Annotated in this window: 15 protein-coding genes, 1 pseudogene and 1 riboswitch; of the genes and pseudogenes, 9 read left to right on the forward strand and 7 right to left on the reverse strand. The window is 33.8% G+C overall.

Annotated features, from left to right (window positions below; all coding sequences use genetic code 11):
• The first annotated feature begins 77 nt into the window (after positions 1-77).
• Complete coding sequence (locus AC5YDH_RS06890) at positions 78-995, forward strand: LysR family transcriptional regulator (RefSeq protein ID WP_496117986.1); 918 nt, start codon at positions 78-80, stop codon at positions 993-995.
• A 69-nt stretch (positions 996-1,064) separates the two neighbouring features.
• Here AC5YDH_RS06890 and lpxB read toward each other — a convergent pair whose 3' ends face one another.
• Positions 1,065-2,234 (reverse strand): lipid-A-disaccharide synthase, encoded by a 1,170-nt coding sequence (gene lpxB, locus AC5YDH_RS06895; RefSeq protein WP_496117988.1) that lies wholly within the window; start codon positions 2,232-2,234, stop codon positions 1,065-1,067.
• Positions 2,235-2,516: 282 nt separating this feature from the next.
• Between lpxB and AC5YDH_RS06900 the strand changes: the two genes are divergently transcribed.
• From AC5YDH_RS06900 to AC5YDH_RS06925, 6 genes and pseudogenes are all read left to right on the forward strand, one after another.
• Complete coding sequence (locus tag AC5YDH_RS06900; protein ID WP_496117989.1) at positions 2,517-2,765, forward strand: hypothetical protein; 249 nt, start codon at positions 2,517-2,519, stop codon at positions 2,763-2,765.
• A 53-nt stretch (positions 2,766-2,818) separates the two neighbouring features.
• Positions 2,819-4,591: pseudogene (locus AC5YDH_RS06905) on the forward strand (TonB-dependent siderophore receptor); the annotation flags it as partial.
• 405 nt (positions 4,592-4,996) lie between these two features.
• Complete coding sequence (locus AC5YDH_RS06910; protein ID WP_496117991.1) at positions 4,997-6,556, forward strand: PepSY-associated TM helix domain-containing protein; 1,560 nt, start codon at positions 4,997-4,999, stop codon at positions 6,554-6,556.
• A gap of 413 nt (positions 6,557-6,969) precedes the next feature.
• On the forward strand, positions 6,970-7,860 hold the full coding sequence (locus AC5YDH_RS06915) for a sulfite exporter TauE/SafE family protein (RefSeq protein WP_496117993.1): 891 nt from the start codon (positions 6,970-6,972) through the stop codon (positions 7,858-7,860).
• Positions 7,861-7,987: 127 nt separating this feature from the next.
• On the forward strand, positions 7,988-9,079 hold the full coding sequence (locus tag AC5YDH_RS06920) for a 3-deoxy-7-phosphoheptulonate synthase (protein ID WP_496118047.1): 1,092 nt from the start codon (positions 7,988-7,990) through the stop codon (positions 9,077-9,079).
• 88 nt (positions 9,080-9,167) lie between these two features.
• A complete protein-coding gene (locus tag AC5YDH_RS06925) occupies positions 9,168-9,692 on the forward strand; it encodes a protein tyrosine phosphatase family protein (protein WP_496117995.1) in 525 nt (174 codons plus the stop codon).
• Here the strand turns inward: AC5YDH_RS06925 and ispF are convergent.
• Positions 9,680-10,168: a 2-C-methyl-D-erythritol 2,4-cyclodiphosphate synthase gene (ispF, locus tag AC5YDH_RS06930; protein ID WP_496117996.1), complete on the reverse strand. Its 489-nt coding sequence runs from the start codon at positions 10,166-10,168 to the stop codon at positions 9,680-9,682. The two genes, AC5YDH_RS06925 and ispF, sit on opposite strands and share 13 nt — an antisense overlap.
• Positions 10,169-10,263: 95 nt before the next feature.
• On the opposite strand from ispF, the gene AC5YDH_RS06935 reads away from it, so the two are divergent.
• Positions 10,264-10,914, forward strand: a complete 651-nt coding sequence (locus AC5YDH_RS06935; protein WP_496117998.1) for an A1S_1983 family putative colistin resistance protein — start codon at positions 10,264-10,266, stop codon at positions 10,912-10,914.
• Positions 10,915-10,965: 51 nt separating this feature from the next.
• Here AC5YDH_RS06935 and AC5YDH_RS06940 read toward each other — a convergent pair whose 3' ends face one another.
• On the reverse strand, positions 10,966-11,874 hold the full coding sequence (locus tag AC5YDH_RS06940) for an AEC family transporter (protein WP_496118000.1): 909 nt from the start codon (positions 11,872-11,874) through the stop codon (positions 10,966-10,968).
• Between the two features lie 118 nt (positions 11,875-11,992).
• Between AC5YDH_RS06940 and AC5YDH_RS06945 the strand changes: the two genes are divergently transcribed.
• On the forward strand, positions 11,993-12,877 hold the full coding sequence (locus tag AC5YDH_RS06945) for a LysR family transcriptional regulator (RefSeq protein ID WP_496118002.1): 885 nt from the start codon (positions 11,993-11,995) through the stop codon (positions 12,875-12,877).
• A gap of 14 nt (positions 12,878-12,891) precedes the next feature.
• Here the strand turns inward: AC5YDH_RS06945 and AC5YDH_RS06950 are convergent, their stop codons facing one another.
• The 4 genes from AC5YDH_RS06950 to AC5YDH_RS06965 form a co-directional block, all read right to left on the reverse strand.
• The gene (locus AC5YDH_RS06950) at positions 12,892-14,136 is read right to left on the reverse strand and encodes a D-amino acid dehydrogenase (RefSeq protein WP_496118004.1); all 1,245 of its coding nucleotides are present in this window, start codon (positions 14,134-14,136) and stop codon (positions 12,892-12,894) included.
• A 139-nt stretch (positions 14,137-14,275) separates the two neighbouring features.
• A riboswitch (glycine riboswitch) is annotated at positions 14,276-14,365 on the reverse strand.
• 221 nt (positions 14,366-14,586) lie between these two features.
• On the reverse strand, positions 14,587-15,723 hold the full coding sequence (rodA, locus tag AC5YDH_RS06955; protein WP_496118006.1) for a rod shape-determining protein RodA: 1,137 nt from the start codon (positions 15,721-15,723) through the stop codon (positions 14,587-14,589).
• Between the two features lie 112 nt (positions 15,724-15,835).
• Complete coding sequence (ispD, locus tag AC5YDH_RS06960; RefSeq protein ID WP_496118008.1) at positions 15,836-16,549, reverse strand: 2-C-methyl-D-erythritol 4-phosphate cytidylyltransferase; 714 nt, start codon at positions 16,547-16,549, stop codon at positions 15,836-15,838.
• Positions 16,518-16,910, reverse strand: a complete 393-nt coding sequence (locus AC5YDH_RS06965; protein WP_496118010.1) for a septum formation initiator family protein — start codon at positions 16,908-16,910, stop codon at positions 16,518-16,520. Before AC5YDH_RS06965 ends, ispD begins: the two co-directional genes overlap by 32 nt.
• Positions 16,911-16,916 lie beyond the last annotated feature (6 nt).

The raw sequence follows: 16,916 nt of genomic DNA on the forward strand, positions 1-16,916 counted from the left end.
TATATTTACTAGAAATCCTTTACATACATTAACTCGAAAACTAATATGAATGAAATGATTTGATTCAATACAACACTATGAATAATACTCATAATATAAATACGATTGATTTATCACTTTTTCATAAAATAGATATCAATTTATATCCTCTGTTTATTGCTATTTACGAGCATAAAAACATATCTAAAGCAGCACAAATATTATGTATTAGTCAGTCTGCAGCAAGTCATGCTTTACAACGATTAAGACAGCAACTACATGATGATTTATTTGTACGTGCAAATAATCAAATGCTGCCAACTCCTTTTACTGAGCAAATTTATCCATCTATTAAAAATGCTCTTTCTGCCATTCAAAGTATTTCTTTTCAAAAACAAGAGTTTGAGCCAAATATGGTAAAGACCTTAAAAATTGCAATACATGATGAAATTGAACCGATGATTTTTCCGAAATTGGTTCAACACTTTCAACAGCATAATTTAGATATTCAATTTTTAAGTAGTAAGCTAGATCGCAAAACAGTTTTAGCAGATTTAGCCTCTCAACAAATTGATTTTGTAATAGATTTAGAACGCCATTTTGATGAAAAAATTCAGTTTACTCCCCTAATTTCGGACTATTTTGTTGCATGCTCACAACTCAAATATATTGATCAAGAGATTTATTTAAACTCACCTCATATTGGTGTTTCTTCACGTCGCGTAGGTATGCTAGTTGAAGATATTTATCTTGCGAAACAACAATATTCCAGACAAGTTTTTTTGCGCTGTCAGCATTACTCAACAGCATTACAAATTTTGGAACAATATCCTCATGCAATTTTGACCATTCCTAAGAATGTCTTAATGCATTTACAATTTTCAAATAAGCTTAAATTTTTTGATGTTCCTGTGGACATTCCTGAATTGAATGTTGGGATGTATTGGCATAAAGATTTAGTTGAAAATAGTCGGCATAAGTTTTTAAAAAAAGAAATAATTCATATTTTTGCTTAGGCTATTTTGTATTTATTCACTCATAAAAAAATCGAGCACTTTGGCTCGATTTTTAACTACTATATAAACTTAGAGTAAATTTAAAATCACTTTTACTGGATCTTCATTATTTCCAGATAAGAGTTTTTTATGCATGGTTAGGTTCTGCATCACTTGAATCTGTGCGGTTTCGTCATTCATGAGCTTTTCAATTTCTGTTGCCAATTGTTCAGGTGTTGCATCATCCTGAATCAACTCCTTAATAATTCTCTTACCTGCAATAATATTAGGCAAAGAATAATATGGAATTTTAATTAGCATTTTAGCAATAACATACGTTAACCAATTCAACTTATAGAACGTCACCATAGGTCTATGTAAAAGCATAGCCTCTAATGTTGCCGTACCTGATGCTAAAGCAATGATATTTGAAGCATTCATCACCTGTCGTCCAATTTTAGACTCCGTATGATTATTTTCTAAAAGCTTCACATTTTGCTTAAAATTTGATGGATATTTTTCCAATAATGCTTCTATTTGCTGTTTTCGTGCATCATTAATGGCAGGAATAAGAAATATGTATTCAGGATGCTTTTGATAAACAATTTGAGCTGCATCTAAAACCAAAGGTCCAAGACGTTCAATTTCCCCACGGCGACTTCCCGGCAACAAAGCAATATGCTTATCATGCGTATTTAATCCTAGTTCCTCTTTTGCAGCTTGAATTGGATTTTCTAAAGGCAACTGACTTGCCAACGGATGTCCTACAAATGCGGCAGGTACATCAAATTTTTCATAAAAAGCTTTTTCAAATGGAAATAAACAAAGCACTAAGTCAATTGACTTTTTAATGCCGTGTACACGCCCTTGACGCCAAGCCCAAACAGATGGACTTACATATTGAACCGTTTTAATCGGTAATTTTTTTTGCTTAATCGTTTTAGATAAACGTAAATTAAAATCTGGCGCATCAATACCAATAAAGATATCTACAGGATTTTTAGTCCACTTTTCAACTAACCCATCCCGTACAGCAAAAAGTTTTTTAATATCTTTAAGGACTTCCACAATCCCCATAACAGATAAAATATCCATTGGATAATCACTTTTGAAGCCTTCTGCAATCATTTGTGGACCACCAATACCTTCAAATTCTGCATCAATACCTTGCTCTCGAAAACTACGCATTAATTTAGCTCCGAGTGTATCTCCCGAAACTTCACCAACCACGATTCCAATTTTTAGCTTCCGATTTTGCAAGCCTAGCTCCTTATTCTATCTCTATGCAGATTAAATTAAATTTTAACATAGTCCTTAAAATTTAAACAAAATACAAATATTAGATTGAACTTTTATCTTAAAAGTAAGGTTTGCATAATAAATATGCTTTTATATGTTACATGAGTCCAGTGAAGATATTGATATAAAACAATAAACGTTAAAACAAATAATTTAATTTACTTTAATAATAAACTTTCTATTAAAAAGATAATCATTATCATTTAGAATAGCACTGTTTAACACTACTAGTATATAAAAGCGATGAAAACCCAATTTAAGCCTCTAATTTTAACGATGGCATGCATATCCTCCACCACCCTCATAAGCCATACAAATGCTTATGCAGATGATGAAGTATTAAACAAAACTAAACAAAACAATAATTCTGTTACTCTTCCCACAATTGTGGTTGGAGCAGCACAAAAAACAGGTGATAGTCTTCTTGATCAACCGCTATCAGCAAGTATTATTACTGAGCAACAAATTAAAGATGATGGCACAAAAAACTAGATGCAGCTTTACGCTATGAGGCAGGTGTTTTATCTCAACCATTTGGTCTAGATAATAAATCACAGTGGTTTAAAATTCGCGGTTTTGACGCTAGCCAAACATTAGATGGCACAGCATTAGCACCCAATGGTTTTTTTGTATGGGAACCTGAAATTTATGGCTTGGAACGCTTAGAAATTGTTAAGGGCTCTAGCTCATTTAACTATGGTGCTACAGGTTCTGGAGGAAATGTTAACCTTGTATCAAAACGACCAACAAAAACACCTCAAGGTGAGTTTAATCTAAGTGCTGGTAATTTAGATCAACGTGAAGCAAGTGCAGACTATAGTGGCTTACTTAACGAAGATGGTTCATTACGCTATCGCGTAGTCGGTTTATATCGTCAGGCAGACAGTCTTATGGACGGTGCTTATATGAAGCACTATTATTTTGCACCTAGTTTTGCATGGGATATTTCAGACAAAACCAACCTTACTGTATTAACCAGTTATTTAAAAAAAGATGGTGTACCTACTTCAGGCTTCCTCCCTATTTGGGGTACTTTAATTAATACGCCACACGGTACAATTAATCCTAAAGACAATTTAGGCGAACCAGATACAGATCGTTTAAAGTTAGAACAAGTTTCTCTCGGTTATGAGTTTTCACATGAGTTTAATAACGGATTAAGCTTTGCACAAAATTTCCGTTTTGGACATATGAACAACTATTTAACAAGTACTTTCGTTTATGGCTCTGATAATGATCGCATTGGTAAGCGTGGTTATAGTCTTACAGATGGTACATCCAATACATATAGTATCGATAATCGGCTCATTAAAGAATTTAACGCAGGAATTTTTACCAGCAAAATTATGGCGGGTATTGATTACCAAAAGAATAAAACAGACGGTATAAATAATGGATTTGGGATTGCTCCCGATATTGATTTATTTAACCCAATTCATACACCTAACTTTACTAGAACTGGTGATATTTATATTCAAGATACAAAACAACTCGGTTTCTATTTATCTAACCAAATGAACTGGAATGATTTAGTTGAAGTCAATGTAGGTGTACGTCACGATAAAGCTGAAGGTGAATCACAGCAAGGCACTACACACGATAGTTACAAGGTAAATCATACTTCTTATAACACAGGTGTTATTTACCATGCCCCATATGGTATTTCTCCATATATTAGCTATTCAACATCATTCAGACCATTAACTGGGCAAGATGCTAATGGTCGTGGCTATAAACCATATGAAGGTGAACAATATGAAATTGGCTTAAAATACAAACCTACATGGATTGACGGCGATATCACACTTGCTTACTTTGATTTAAAAGAAAAAAATGCGCTTGTTGCTGATAGCTCGAACATCTCTGCTCAAGTTGGTAAACGTACAAACAAAGGCGTAGAGTTACAGGCTAACTTAAATGTGACAGATAACCTATCTACACAATTTGCTTATACCCACAACAACTCTAAACAAGATTTATCGACTACAAATACTATTCGTACCCCTGCTATTCCTAATGATCAATTATCTGCGAAACTTCAGTACTTATTCTTAGGTAATCATCCTCTCGATGGATTACGTATTGGTGCAGGTGTGCGTTATGTTGGTAGTACCGATGATCAGCAATATTACGCAGGATATAAAGTAGATTCATACACATTGGTCGATGCAATGGCAAGCTATCCTTTAAATGAACAGCTTAATATCCAACTCAATGCAACAAACTTAACCAATAAAAAATATGTAAGCTCTTGTTCCTTCTATTGTTACTATGGCGTATCCCGCTCTGTAGATATGCGCGTAACGTATAAATGGTAAGTAAACTTAAAACATACAGTCTGTAATTACAGACTGTATGTTTTTTATTTATGAATTATTTATATTTTAATACTTTGCAACCCATATTATTCAAATGTTATAGAAGGCAAAATGATCAACACAGACTCTAAGCATTGGTACGCTTTGACCATTTTTTATCGATTTTTCTTAGCATTTGTCGTAGGTTGCCTATGTGCGAACTATTTTGCTTTTAACCTTACCTTGCTATTTCAATTCATCATTGGAAATGCTGAAGCAATTTTTTTAGCTGCTTTTATATCAATTTTCTTTTTTATCATTTTCGTTATTTATAGTTTTATTATTCAATCTCTAATGAAGCTAACAATCTTCTGTCTCATTTTATTTAGCTTGCTATTTATTTTAAGCAAAACTTTAGGATAAAAAATGAAAAGTTCTGCTCGTCAATCTATGGCATGGTTACATTCTTGGGTCGGTCTTCTTTTAGGTTGGTTTTTATTTACTATTTTTTTAACTGGTTCTTTAACCTATTACCGCCATGAAATTAATTTATGGAGCCAGCCACAACTTGCCAGTATACAAGTCAAACAAGAAACTGCTGTTAATAGCGCATTAAACTATTTAGAAAAAAATGCCTCAAATGCTAAAAGCTGGTATTTACAAATTGCTAATGAAAATAATCCAGTAAATAAAATATTCTGGCAAACACAAGATGGACAGTTTAATAGCAAAATATTAGATCCAAATACAGCGAAAGAATTAGAAGTTTCAAATAGCCAAGCAGGTGAATTTTTATATTTGTTCCATTTTCAGCTCTACGGCATGCCTATTCTACTTGCTCGCACAATCGTTTCATTTGCTGCATTCATTATGTTAATTACCCTAATTTCAGGCATTATTACGCATAAAAAAATATTCATAGACTTTTTCACACTACGTACATTTAAAGGACAACGATCCTACTTAGACTTTCACAACGTAAGCTCAGTTATTGCATTACCATTTTTTCTAACGATTACTTTCACAGGTTTAACTATCCTATTTTATTTATATTTCCCAATGGGTATTCAAAAAATATACCCTACAAATAGTTTTCAATATTTTGATGAAATCCGTAATGTTAAAACTGTAGAAAAGACACATCTTCAAAATGTTAAAATGATGGATTCTGTACAAATGCAAAAACTTGTACAAAGCCATATAGGTAATACTCCACTTAATATAATTACCATAAAAGACCCAAATACATCTCAAGCAATTGCCACATTTAATGCACTCGAAGATCACACCATTACTCAAAATGTGCCACAAGTAACCTTCAATGCAACAAGTGGTGAAATGCTTGCATCTACAAAAAATCAAAGTGCCGTAGCTAGACTTAGTGCTGGTGTTTACGGCATTCACATGATGACTTTTGCTCAACCATTTTTACGCATGGCATTATTTTTTTCAGGTATTTTAGGCTGTGTAATGATTGCTTCAGGGCTTTTACTCTGGAGCTTAAAACGTCAAATCCAAAGCAAAAAAAATAAATTGAGTGTAGGACATTATCTTGTTGATCGATTAAATATGACCGCATTTATAGGTTTAAGTATTTCAATACTAGGTTTTTTAATATGTTACAGAGTAAATGCCATATTCAACGAAACACTATCAGAAACTTTTATTTTCTTTTCTGTATGGAGTTTATGTTTTGCCATTTCACTCTTTATTGCTAAACAGTATTTGTGGAAAGCCTTTTTAAAAGCATTTATTTTATTTAGTATTTTATTCATTGTTATCGATATATTGTTTCTATCATCTTACTTAAATACAGCTGTTAAGTTTAACTATTGGAAAATTTTACGATTAGACCTTTTTATCTTGATTTTTACAGGCTTAGCTATTTTTTTACATCAGAGATTAGAACCTATCCAAGCGAAAGCATATGAAAAAGTTAAAAACAAGCTCTCTAATAGCAAAACACATATAGGATTTCCTGAATGACTTATTTTTTATTATTTTTAAGCATGTTTTTCATTCTCTTATCAACATATGGCTTCTATTATTCAACAGAGAAGGTACGTAAAAAAGATTTAAATAGTAGACTCAATAAATTAATAATTTCCCCTAAAATAATAAAACTAGTCTCTAGTTTATTATTCATTCTCGCATTTTTAACTTTGTCTTATATTTATGATTATTCAATAGCTTTTGTTAGTATTTGGATTCTTTACACGCCTATTTTCTTATTAGTTATATTATTAAAAAATAATTTAAAAGCTATCCCCAAAAAAGAATGAAGCCAAAAACTCCATTTTACTTAGCAATTTTTTGCATAAGCAAATCTATAATCAAGACAACAGTTTATCTATGAAAGTCATAAGATATGCACGTTTTTTCATAATTGGCATTTTTTCATGGCTGGTCCGATCGAGTTTATTTTAGCAGGTGTTTTAGTTGGTTTCTGTGTAGGAATAACAGGTGTCGGTGGTGGTTCACTCATGACGCCAATTCTAATTAGCCTTTATAAAATTGAACCGCATATTGCTATTGGTACAGATTTACTTTATGCCGCAATTTCTAAGTTTTGTGGCTCTTTAGTACATGCAAAAAAAATGAATATTGTATGGCCAATTGTCATTTGGCTTGCTGTAGGAAGTATTCCAGCATCTTTTGCAACGCACTGGGTATTAGAAAATTATTTAAGTCAATCTGCAAACTATAAAGCTGTTTTAACTACAGTATTAGGTTTCATGCTTACACTGACAGGTATTTCAATTGTTTTTCGTGGCTCTATTGAAAAATTCTTCAATAAATTACGTAAACAAAATAAAACAGAGCTCACAAATGATATTGATGCCATAAAACAACAAGCGAAACGTAAACGCCCATATATTATTTTCATGGGAATTGTACTCGGTGTATTTGTGACATTATCTTCAGTAGGTGCAGGTGCTTTTGGCATTATGGCGCTTATTTTAATGTTCCCTAATTTACCCATGATTCGTATTATTGGCTCAGATGTTGTTCACGCTGTACTACTCACCTTAGTTGCAGGTTTAGGACACATGAGCTCAGGCAATGTAGATTTTGCCTTACTAGGATGGTTACTGTGTGGCTCTATTCCAGCTATTGTGATAGGAACTTTAATCAGTTCTCGTATGCCTGAAAAAATTATTCGTAAAATTTTAGGAATTACCTTATTTGCTATAGGTATTAACTTTATGATTAACCCTATAAAGTCAAAACCAGTTGAAAAACCAACCAGCGCGATGATTTTAACCATTGAAAAAACACAGTTTGGTTAATTTAACTTACAGATTCATCACTTTTTTTTCAAAGTAGTATTCGTCTTTTTTATAACAAAATTGCATAGCATTCATGTTATATTCGGACTATTAAACAACCTCTTGTATGATCAAACCAGTGACGGCAATGAATACACTACAGTCAAATCAAATTACACAGCCAGATATCGATGACGTGAATATCAGCAATATTCAACCACTTGTAACTCCAGCACAATTAAAAACTGAACTACCTTTGACTGAAACTGCCTATCAAACAGTATTACACGGTCGTGAGACAATTCGTAATATTCTAAATGGTCAAGATAAACGTCTTTTTGTTGTGATTGGTCCATGCTCTATTCATGACCCTGTTGCAGCACATGAATATGCAGACCGTTTAAAAGTATTAAGTGAAAAAGTAAAAGATACTTTATACATTGTTATGCGTGTTTATTTTGAAAAACCACGTACAACTGTTGGTTGGAAAGGTCTTATTAATGACCCAGACATGAATGATTCATTCAATATTGAAAAAGGTCTTCGTTTAGGTCGTAAGCTTCTTGTTGAATTAAATGAAAAAGGCTTACCTTGTGCAACTGAAGCACTCGACCCTAACTCGCCACAGTACTACCAAGATTTAATTTCATGGTCTGCAATTGGTGCACGTACAACAGAAAGCCAAACACACCGTGAAATGTCTTCAGGTCTTTCATCACCTGTTGGTTTTAAAAATGGTACAGATGGCGGTTTAACAGTTGCGACAAATGCAATGCAATCGGTTAAACATAGCCACAGCTTCCTTGGTTTGAATGAACAAGGTCAAGTTTCTGTTATTCGTACTAGTGGTAACCCATACGCACACGTTGTTTTACGTGGCGGTAATGGTAAACCTAACTATGATGCAGGCTCTGTTGCTGAAGCTGAAGCTGCCCTAGCTAAAGCAAAAGTAAGTAACAAAATTATGATTGATGCAAGCCATGCAAACTCAAATAAAGACCCGTACTTACAACCTCTTGTTCTTAGAAACCTGACAGAACAAATTTTAGATGGTAATAAATCTATTGTCGGTATTATGGTCGAAAGTCACCTAAAAGGTGGTCGTCAGGATATTCCTGAAAACTTATGCGATCTTGAATATGGCAAATCAGTAACTGATGGCTGTATCGATTGGGATACAACTGAACAAGCTCTTTTAGAAATGGACGCTGCACTAAAAGACGTACTACCAAACCGCTAATTTGTACAAAAAGTTTAAAATGCCATCTTTATGATGGCATTTTGCTTTATAGTAGTATTTTTATATTACTCTTATAGAAGCAATAATTATGAATGAAATAGCGAATAAATTATGTGAAGTTTCAAATTTTCAATTTATTCATGATCATTTATTTAGTTCTGGCCAACCTACAAGAGAACAACTTCAAGCCATTAAAGAATATGGCGTAACTTCTGTTATTAACCTTGCTTTAGCAGATGCTGAACCACGCTTAGAGCAAGAAGATCGTATTTGTTTAGAGTTAGGCTTAAATTATTTTCATATCCCCGTACTTTGGGATACCCCTTCAGATGACCAATGTCTTTTTATTTTAGACCTCATCAATCACCTTGTACAAACTCAAATGGTTTGGATTCACTGTGCAAAAAACTATCGTGTTGCAAGTTTAATGTATTTATATCGCCAATATTATATGGATATTGATATGCCAACTGCACAAGAAGAATTGCATAAAATTTGGGAACCGAATGAAACCTGGACAGGTCTTATTCATGCTGTTGCTTTACAACTTCAAGGTCGTAAAGCAACACAAGACCTGCAACAAGAGCTAGCTCATTCAGATCATTTAGAATGAGCGATCAGCACTGTTGCTGTAGATAAAATTCCTTCCTGACGTCCTGTAAATCCAAGTTGTTCTGTCGTTGTTGCTTTAATACTAATTTGAGTAACATCGACATCTAGAACATTTGCAATACTTTGACGCATTTCTAAATTATGTTTTGCTAGTTTTGGACGCTCACATGCAACCGTAATATCTGCATTATTCAAAACATAGCCACGGTCTAAAATCAGTTGATATACATGTTTTAAAAGGACTTTACTGTCTGCACCTTTAAAATTTGGATCTGTATCTGGAAAATGCTGACCAATATCACCCAAAGCTAATGCACCTAATAAAGCATCACATAAGGCATGTAATACAACATCACCATCTGAATGTGCTTTTAAACCTTGCTTATGAGGAATTTGAATGCCCGCCAGAGTAACAAAATCACCCTCTTCAAATGCGTGAACATCAAGTCCTTGTCCAATTCGAATTTGTGCGACCACATCGGGCTCCTTAATAAATAAATTTCTGAAATCTTGTATTCATGCTTTCTATTTCGATATAGTAAGCATATAAGCGAATTAAAGTATAAGCGATCATGCTGTTGAAAACAGACATTAATCTTTTTAAATATTTAGGCTCAACTTTTATTTTGGGATGTATATATTCATCTTCATTATTTGCACAGGGTTTAAATTGCTCAAATACTGATGATTCTTCTTTAAAGAAAATATGTTCAGATAAATATTCAAAAGAACTTAACTTATTTAAAGAAAGTACATTAAAAACAAACTTGATTACAGATGCTCCAATTCGCTTAATTCAAGATACTGAAAAACTTTGGTTGCAACAGCTAAAACAATGTAAAAGTTCTGATTGCTATAAACAGCAGTTTGATGCTCGTTTGGAACAATTAAACTTTTTCACATCAATGAATCAAAGCTTAACGCAGCACTACCTAAAATATGAAAATGGTAAAATTGCAGCACAACCTATTCACCTACAAATTCACCAACTCACAAAAAACAATATCAAAATTGAAGGTATTGCATACCGCAATCCAAACAATAAATTAGAAAAGCAAACTATTCCCTTCTTAGCTTATTCAACAACTGAGAAGAAAACTGAAATTACAAATAATGAAAATGACTGTAAATACACATTTAATTATACGAAAGCATATTTACAAGTCAAAACTTCACAAAAAAAATGTGAAAGATTCTCTGGTATTTATAGACTTTATGATTAAGAAATATAGTTAAAAGCAGGTGATTTCACCTGCTTTTTCAAAATTAGTCCCTTAAAAAATAAAATACAAAATAATAGGCAAAGTAAATGCGGCAATCACTGTTTGCAAGCTAATGACTCCTGCCATTAATTGGCTATTTCCACCTAAAACTTTAGTTAAAATATAGGATGAGGAAGCTGTTGGTAAGGCAAAAAATAAGACTAAAACTTGCATTTCAAGTCGAGGAATATCTAAAAAACTACATGTGAAATATGCCAAGGTTGGCATAATTAATAAGCGTGAAAAAGTATTGACCCATAAAGGTAATAAGTTTGAGCCTAAATCTTTAAAGCTTAATGCAGCCCCTACACACATTAAACCTAATGGCAAACTACACACAGCTAACTGCTTTATAAATGCAGATAAACCACCCCACAACTGCAATCCACTTAAATTAAATATTCCACCAACTAATGCACCTAAAATTAATGGATTTTTAAGCAAAGAAATTGCAACTTGTAATAAGTTCATTTGCCCTGAATTTGTCAGTGCTAATACAGAGAACACATTAACAATGGGAATACCTAAAACCAAAAGAATGGCAAAAACAGTCATCCCTTGTTGGTGAAATAATGAAGCAACTACAGCTAAACCTATATATGAGTTAAAGCGTAAATTACTTTGTACATATACCCCAAACTGCTGAGCTCTCGTTTTATAGACTGCTTTTAAGGTATACAATGCAACTAGTGCAATAACAAAAACAATTGAAATAGTCGCGATTACATTTTGAATTGCATTTAATTTAATATCCGCTTCTGCCAAATTTGAAAATAGCATGACAGGAAAAAATACATAATAATTAATTTTTTCGGCATTTCTCCAAAAGCTATCTTCAACAAAAACCGTTCTTTTTACAATATAGCCCATGGCAATGAGAGCAATTAATGGAAACAGTGCAACGAATATAAGTAAAGACATGATATGGGATTAAATTTTCTTGAATATGTTGAATTCTATTTAAAAATAATATTACATTAAACTTATAAGTACTCATATTTATATGAGCTTTCACTCATCTTGAATGAAAAATTTAAATATGACATTTACACAACTTAGTATCTTTTCCAAACTGGCTGAATTACAAAGTTTTACGCTTACAGCAGATCACTTTCAAATTTCACAATCTGCTGTTTCTCATACCATTAAAAGCTTAGAAAAAGAATGGAATTTGCAACTTTTTCACCGCCATCAAAATGAAGCTAAGCTAACCGAGCATGGGCTAAAACTACTCATTAAAGCACGTGAAATTTTAAATTTGAATCAAGGTTTACAACAAGAAATCGATGAAATTCATGGTATCCATCACGGTACTTTACGCATAGGCTCATTTGGAACCTCATCTTCTATTGTTCTTATTCCTTTAATTTTAGAAATTTATAAACAACGCTACCCCAATATTGAAATATTTATTGAAGAAGGAAGTGATCAAGATATCAGCTCATGGTTAATTAACCGTAAAATAGATATTGGCTTTGTTGTATTACCCGATGAGCGATTTGACACCATTCATATTATGGATGATATTTTTGTTGCATTAATTCCACAACATTATGAATTGGCAAATAAAAAGTCTATTGAACTACATGATCTTGTGCCACATCCCTTTTTAATGACGGGTGCAGGCAGTCAACGCCATGTTGCTAATATGTTTAAAAAATTAGGCTTAACACCCAATATTAAATGCAATTTTTCTCAACTTCTCACGATTATTAATATGGTAAATTCAGGTGCGGGGGTTTCCGTTGTTGCAGATATGGCACTTAATAAAAACCTACTAAACCTCTATCCCAACATTGTAAAAAGACCACTTTCACCAAATATTAAACGCTCAATCGGACTTGCTGTAAAAAATAAAGCCTATGTTACACCAGCAACACAGGCTTTTATTAATATTGCTTTAGAGGTTTTAAAAGACCAATAAAGCTGTTTAACATTTTATACAGGATGCTTAACCGCAATAAGCTGACTCACCATCGCAGCAGTTACCGCAGACAATGTCCAACCTAAATGCCCATGACCTGTATTATAGAATACACGTTCACGCTTGCCTTCACGAACCACAGGCATCATATTTGGCATCATTGGACGCAAGCCTGACCAAGGCACTGCATGTTCTGTAGATACATCAAAGTTACGATTCACCCAATCCGTTAATGGCTGAATTCGGTCTGCGCGAATATCACGGTTATATCCATTATATTCCGCAGTTCCTGCAATACGGAAACGATCAGCACCTAAACGAGATGTCACAATTTTTGCACTCTCATCTAGTAAACTTACCCAAGGTGCATTTTCCACACTCTTCGCATCGTTTAAGTTCACCGTAATTGAATAGCCTTTTACTGGATAAATATTAACGCGATCACCCAACATCTCTGCAAGTTGATAACTACCAACACCACCACAAACTAAAATAGCATCTGCATTTAAAGATACAGATTCTGAAGCGGTATCATGCATATTTTCTGAGCTTGGACGATAAATCACTTCAACACGATCTGCATGATGTTTAACATCCGTTACATCTGCGCCAAATACATATTTAACACCTTTTTTTTCTGTAACTTTTGCTAAGCCTGTCGTGAATCGATGAATGTCACCTGTGGCATCACCAGGACAATAAAAACCACCATAGTAGTCACCCGTTAAGGTCGGCTCAATTTCTTTAATTTCTTGATTGGTTACACCGTGACGTTCAAGACCTGCTTGACATAGCATTTCATTGACTTTAATTGCCACATCATAATCAGCTTTATTATGATAAAAATGTAGAATGCCTCGTTTTTCTAAATTGAAATCGATATTTTCTTCATCGGCAACTTCAAATAAACGCTTACGTGCAAGTAAAGCTAAACGTACTGTTTCATGAGTATTGGCTTCATAGTGAGGAATATTTGCCATAAACTCAAATAACCAACTATATTTATGCAAGCTAAAAGATGGATTGAGTAAAAGTGGAGCCGACTTTTGCGACATCCATTTGATACCCTTTAAAATCGTTGATTTTTGATTCCAAACCTCAGCATTACACGCTGAAAGCTGACCACCATTTGCAAAAGACGTTTCCATTGCAGGATATAAATGTCGATCTAAAACAGTAACTTGATAACCAAGCAATGAAAGTTCGTAAGCTGATGTAACACCTGTAATACCAGCACCAATTACAATAATATGTGGCATAAGCACTCCTTTGGACGCTCTGTTCCTTGTGTATGCCCCATCTGTCATTTGTACCTGAGAGCTTCGATTCAACATTTATTACAAATGATAAACCTTCCCCTTCGGTGAGTGCCTTTATATGCACTTCTCTCCAGATTTTTTGATTATTACAGTCCTTTTGCCTGAGAGTTTCCTGGGGTGTTGCTCCTTCGGCGAGCACAGAAGAGTGCTTCTCTCCTGCAATAATCTATTTTCATTTTACGAGCAATTCTTATACCAATTTGAAATTTAAATTATTTTAATTTCTAAGATGTCTAATTTAGGCTCAAAACAAGCTTATAGATTAAGCAATACAAATTCAATAGCCCACTATCGAACTATTGTTACAACTTAAGTCGATAATATTAGAGATTAAATCTATTTCTCAGATACAAAAAAAGCCCTTATATAGGGCTTCTTAATGAAAATGCTTTATTTGTGTGTGTGAATAGACATCACGATACCCATACTAGCAAGCAAGCTAATTACAGCTGTACCACCATAGCTTAGTAAAGGTAAAGGATCACCTGTTACGGGTAAAATACCACTCACCATACCTGAGTTTAAAAATACAAAGAAAAAGAATGTCAGACCAATTGCACCTGCCATCAATCGACCAAAATTGTCATAACTATTCATGCTGATATATAAGCAGCGAAAGATAATTGCGGCATATAAACTAAATAAAAGAAACACGCCAATAAAGCCAAATTCTTCTGAATAGGTCGACAAAATAAAGTCTGTATGATGTTCTGGCAAATACCCCAAATGCGACTGAGTTCCCTCAAGGAAACCTTTTCCGAGCAAGCCACCCGAACCAATTGCAATTTTAGATTGAATAATATTCCAACCCGCACCTAAAGCATCTGCTTCAGGATCGAAAAGAGTCAAAATACGTTTTTTCTGATATTCCTGTAAAACAAACATCCAAATTACAGGCATGGTGATTGCAAAAGCTGTAATCGCACCACCAATCAATCTCCAAGACATACCACTTAAAAATAGTACGAAAACACCTGGAATAATTAATCCAATATTTAAATCTGGCTGCAATAACACCAAAATAAATGGCACCATCATAATAATAAGTGCAATTACAATATGAATTAACTTTGGAGGAAACGAACGTTTCGCGAAATACCATGCCATCATTAGAGGCATTGCAAATTTCATGACTTCGCTGGGTTGCATACTTCCTATACCAGGCAATGTAATCCAACGCTTTGCACCTAAACGAGTTTCACCAATCACAAAAACCAACAACAGCATAAATATACCAAACAGATATAAATATGGACTAATCGCTTGGTAAACTTTAGGTGGAACTTGCGCACACAAAAACATAATAATGAAACCACTACCAAAGCTAATTGCTTGGCGTAGCAACATTCCAGAATCTGCTGCTGTTGCGCTATATACAACCATTAATCCCAAAGCAGCATTTAAAATTAGAAAGCACAATAACCATGGATCTAAATGTAATTTAGTCCATCTTGATGATTTTTCATTAATGCTTCTACCGTCACGTAAAGCATGACGTAAAAAACGATACTGTTGCGATGGTATCATTGATATGCAATTATTTTAAAACTGAATGAGCTAATTATAGGAGCAATACTCATAGCTGTGAATCACAATTAACAGTCTTATGATTGATAATTGCTTTAATAAATCTATTTTTCTAATTTTGTGATTGTAAAATCAACGAAGCTAACACCAAATCATCTGAATATGTGATTTTAATATTGTCTGAGCGCCCTTGTACAACTTGTACTTTTTGTCCGACATATTCTAATGCACTTGCTTCATCTGTAATGACAATATCACTCGCTAAAGCTTTTTCAATTGCATTCTTTAACACACCCAAACGTGCAATTTGTGGCGTTTGTGCTTGCCATAAATGATCTCGGCTTACCGTCTTATCAATATTCGGGTATTGATCTACATATTTAAGCGTATCTCTAACTTGAGTCGCTAAAATTGCACTCGTATTATTTACTATTGCAGCTTCGACTAGTTCTATTAATGATGACTCACTTACACAAGGTCGTGCCGCATCATGCACAAAGACCCAATCATCGTCTGAAGCAATTTCACATAAATAATTTAAGGCATTTAAGACAGAATGAACACGCTCTTGTCCACCACAGCAAAAATGTGCTTTTTCTGGATGACTAAGTGGCAATTTTTGAGCAACATGATCATGTTCACCAATGGCAAGTACATAACCCGTCAAAGGCAATGTATTTAAACGTGCAACCGTATGTTCAAGAACAGTCTTACCTAAAATATTTTGATATTGCTTTAATTCAGTTTTAGAAAAACGACTACCTGAACCAGCAGCAGGAATAACAGCCCAAAGTTTATTGGATTGGAGGTAATTCTTCTGATTCATTGGTTCTTGAGTCTGTATTTTGATATGGATTTACGTATAGAGGTTTATATTGTGTACTAATTGTACTCATTTGAATAAACGTTTCATGTGGTTTAACTAGACCTAAATCTAAACGCGCATGTTCTTCGATCGCTTCAACGCCATTTTTCAAGTCATAAACTTCAGCAGCTAAAATACGATTTCGTTCTTTTAATTCTGTATTCAATTCACGTTGTTGTTCTATTTTTTGGCTTAATTTTTGATGCTCCAATGCACCGCCTTCACCAAAATAATAGGCATACTGAAACCCCGCAATCAAAATGATTGCGAGGCCCAATAACACTTTACTCGAAATTGAGTCGAATAAACGTAGTATTAACATATATTG

The sequence above is a fragment of the Acinetobacter sp. FY683 genome (genome assembly GCF_059515885.1).

Bases quoted from the DNA above. Each gene is read 5' to 3' on its own strand.
- AC5YDH_RS06890 (WP_496117986.1), top strand. From the start codon at position 78: ATGAATAATACTCATAATATAAATACGATTGATTTATCACTTTTTCAT.
- AC5YDH_RS06900 (WP_496117989.1), top strand. From the start codon at position 2,517: ATGAAAACCCAATTTAAGCCTCTAATTTTAACGATGGCATGCATATCC.
- AC5YDH_RS06910 (WP_496117991.1), top strand. From the start codon at position 4,997: ATGAAAAGTTCTGCTCGTCAATCTATGGCATGGTTACATTCTTGGGTC.
- AC5YDH_RS06915 (WP_496117993.1), top strand. From the start codon at position 6,970: ATGGCTGGTCCGATCGAGTTTATTTTAGCAGGTGTTTTAGTTGGTTTC.
- AC5YDH_RS06920 (WP_496118047.1), top strand. From the start codon at position 7,988: ATGAATACACTACAGTCAAATCAAATTACACAGCCAGATATCGATGAC.
- AC5YDH_RS06925 (WP_496117995.1), top strand. From the start codon at position 9,168: ATGAATGAAATAGCGAATAAATTATGTGAAGTTTCAAATTTTCAATTT.
- AC5YDH_RS06935 (WP_496117998.1), top strand. From the start codon at position 10,264: ATGCTGTTGAAAACAGACATTAATCTTTTTAAATATTTAGGCTCAACT.
- AC5YDH_RS06940 (WP_496118000.1), bottom strand. From the start codon at position 11,874: ATGTCTTTACTTATATTCGTTGCACTGTTTCCATTAATTGCTCTCATT.
- AC5YDH_RS06945 (WP_496118002.1), top strand. From the start codon at position 11,993: ATGACATTTACACAACTTAGTATCTTTTCCAAACTGGCTGAATTACAA.
- AC5YDH_RS06950 (WP_496118004.1), bottom strand. From the start codon at position 14,136: ATGCCACATATTATTGTAATTGGTGCTGGTATTACAGGTGTTACATCA.
- rodA (WP_496118006.1), bottom strand. From the start codon at position 15,723: ATGATACCATCGCAACAGTATCGTTTTTTACGTCATGCTTTACGTGAC.
- ispD (WP_496118008.1), bottom strand. From the start codon at position 16,549: ATGAATCAGAAGAATTACCTCCAATCCAATAAACTTTGGGCTGTTATT.
- AC5YDH_RS06965 (WP_496118010.1), bottom strand. From the start codon at position 16,910: ATGTTAATACTACGTTTATTCGACTCAATTTCGAGTAAAGTGTTATTG.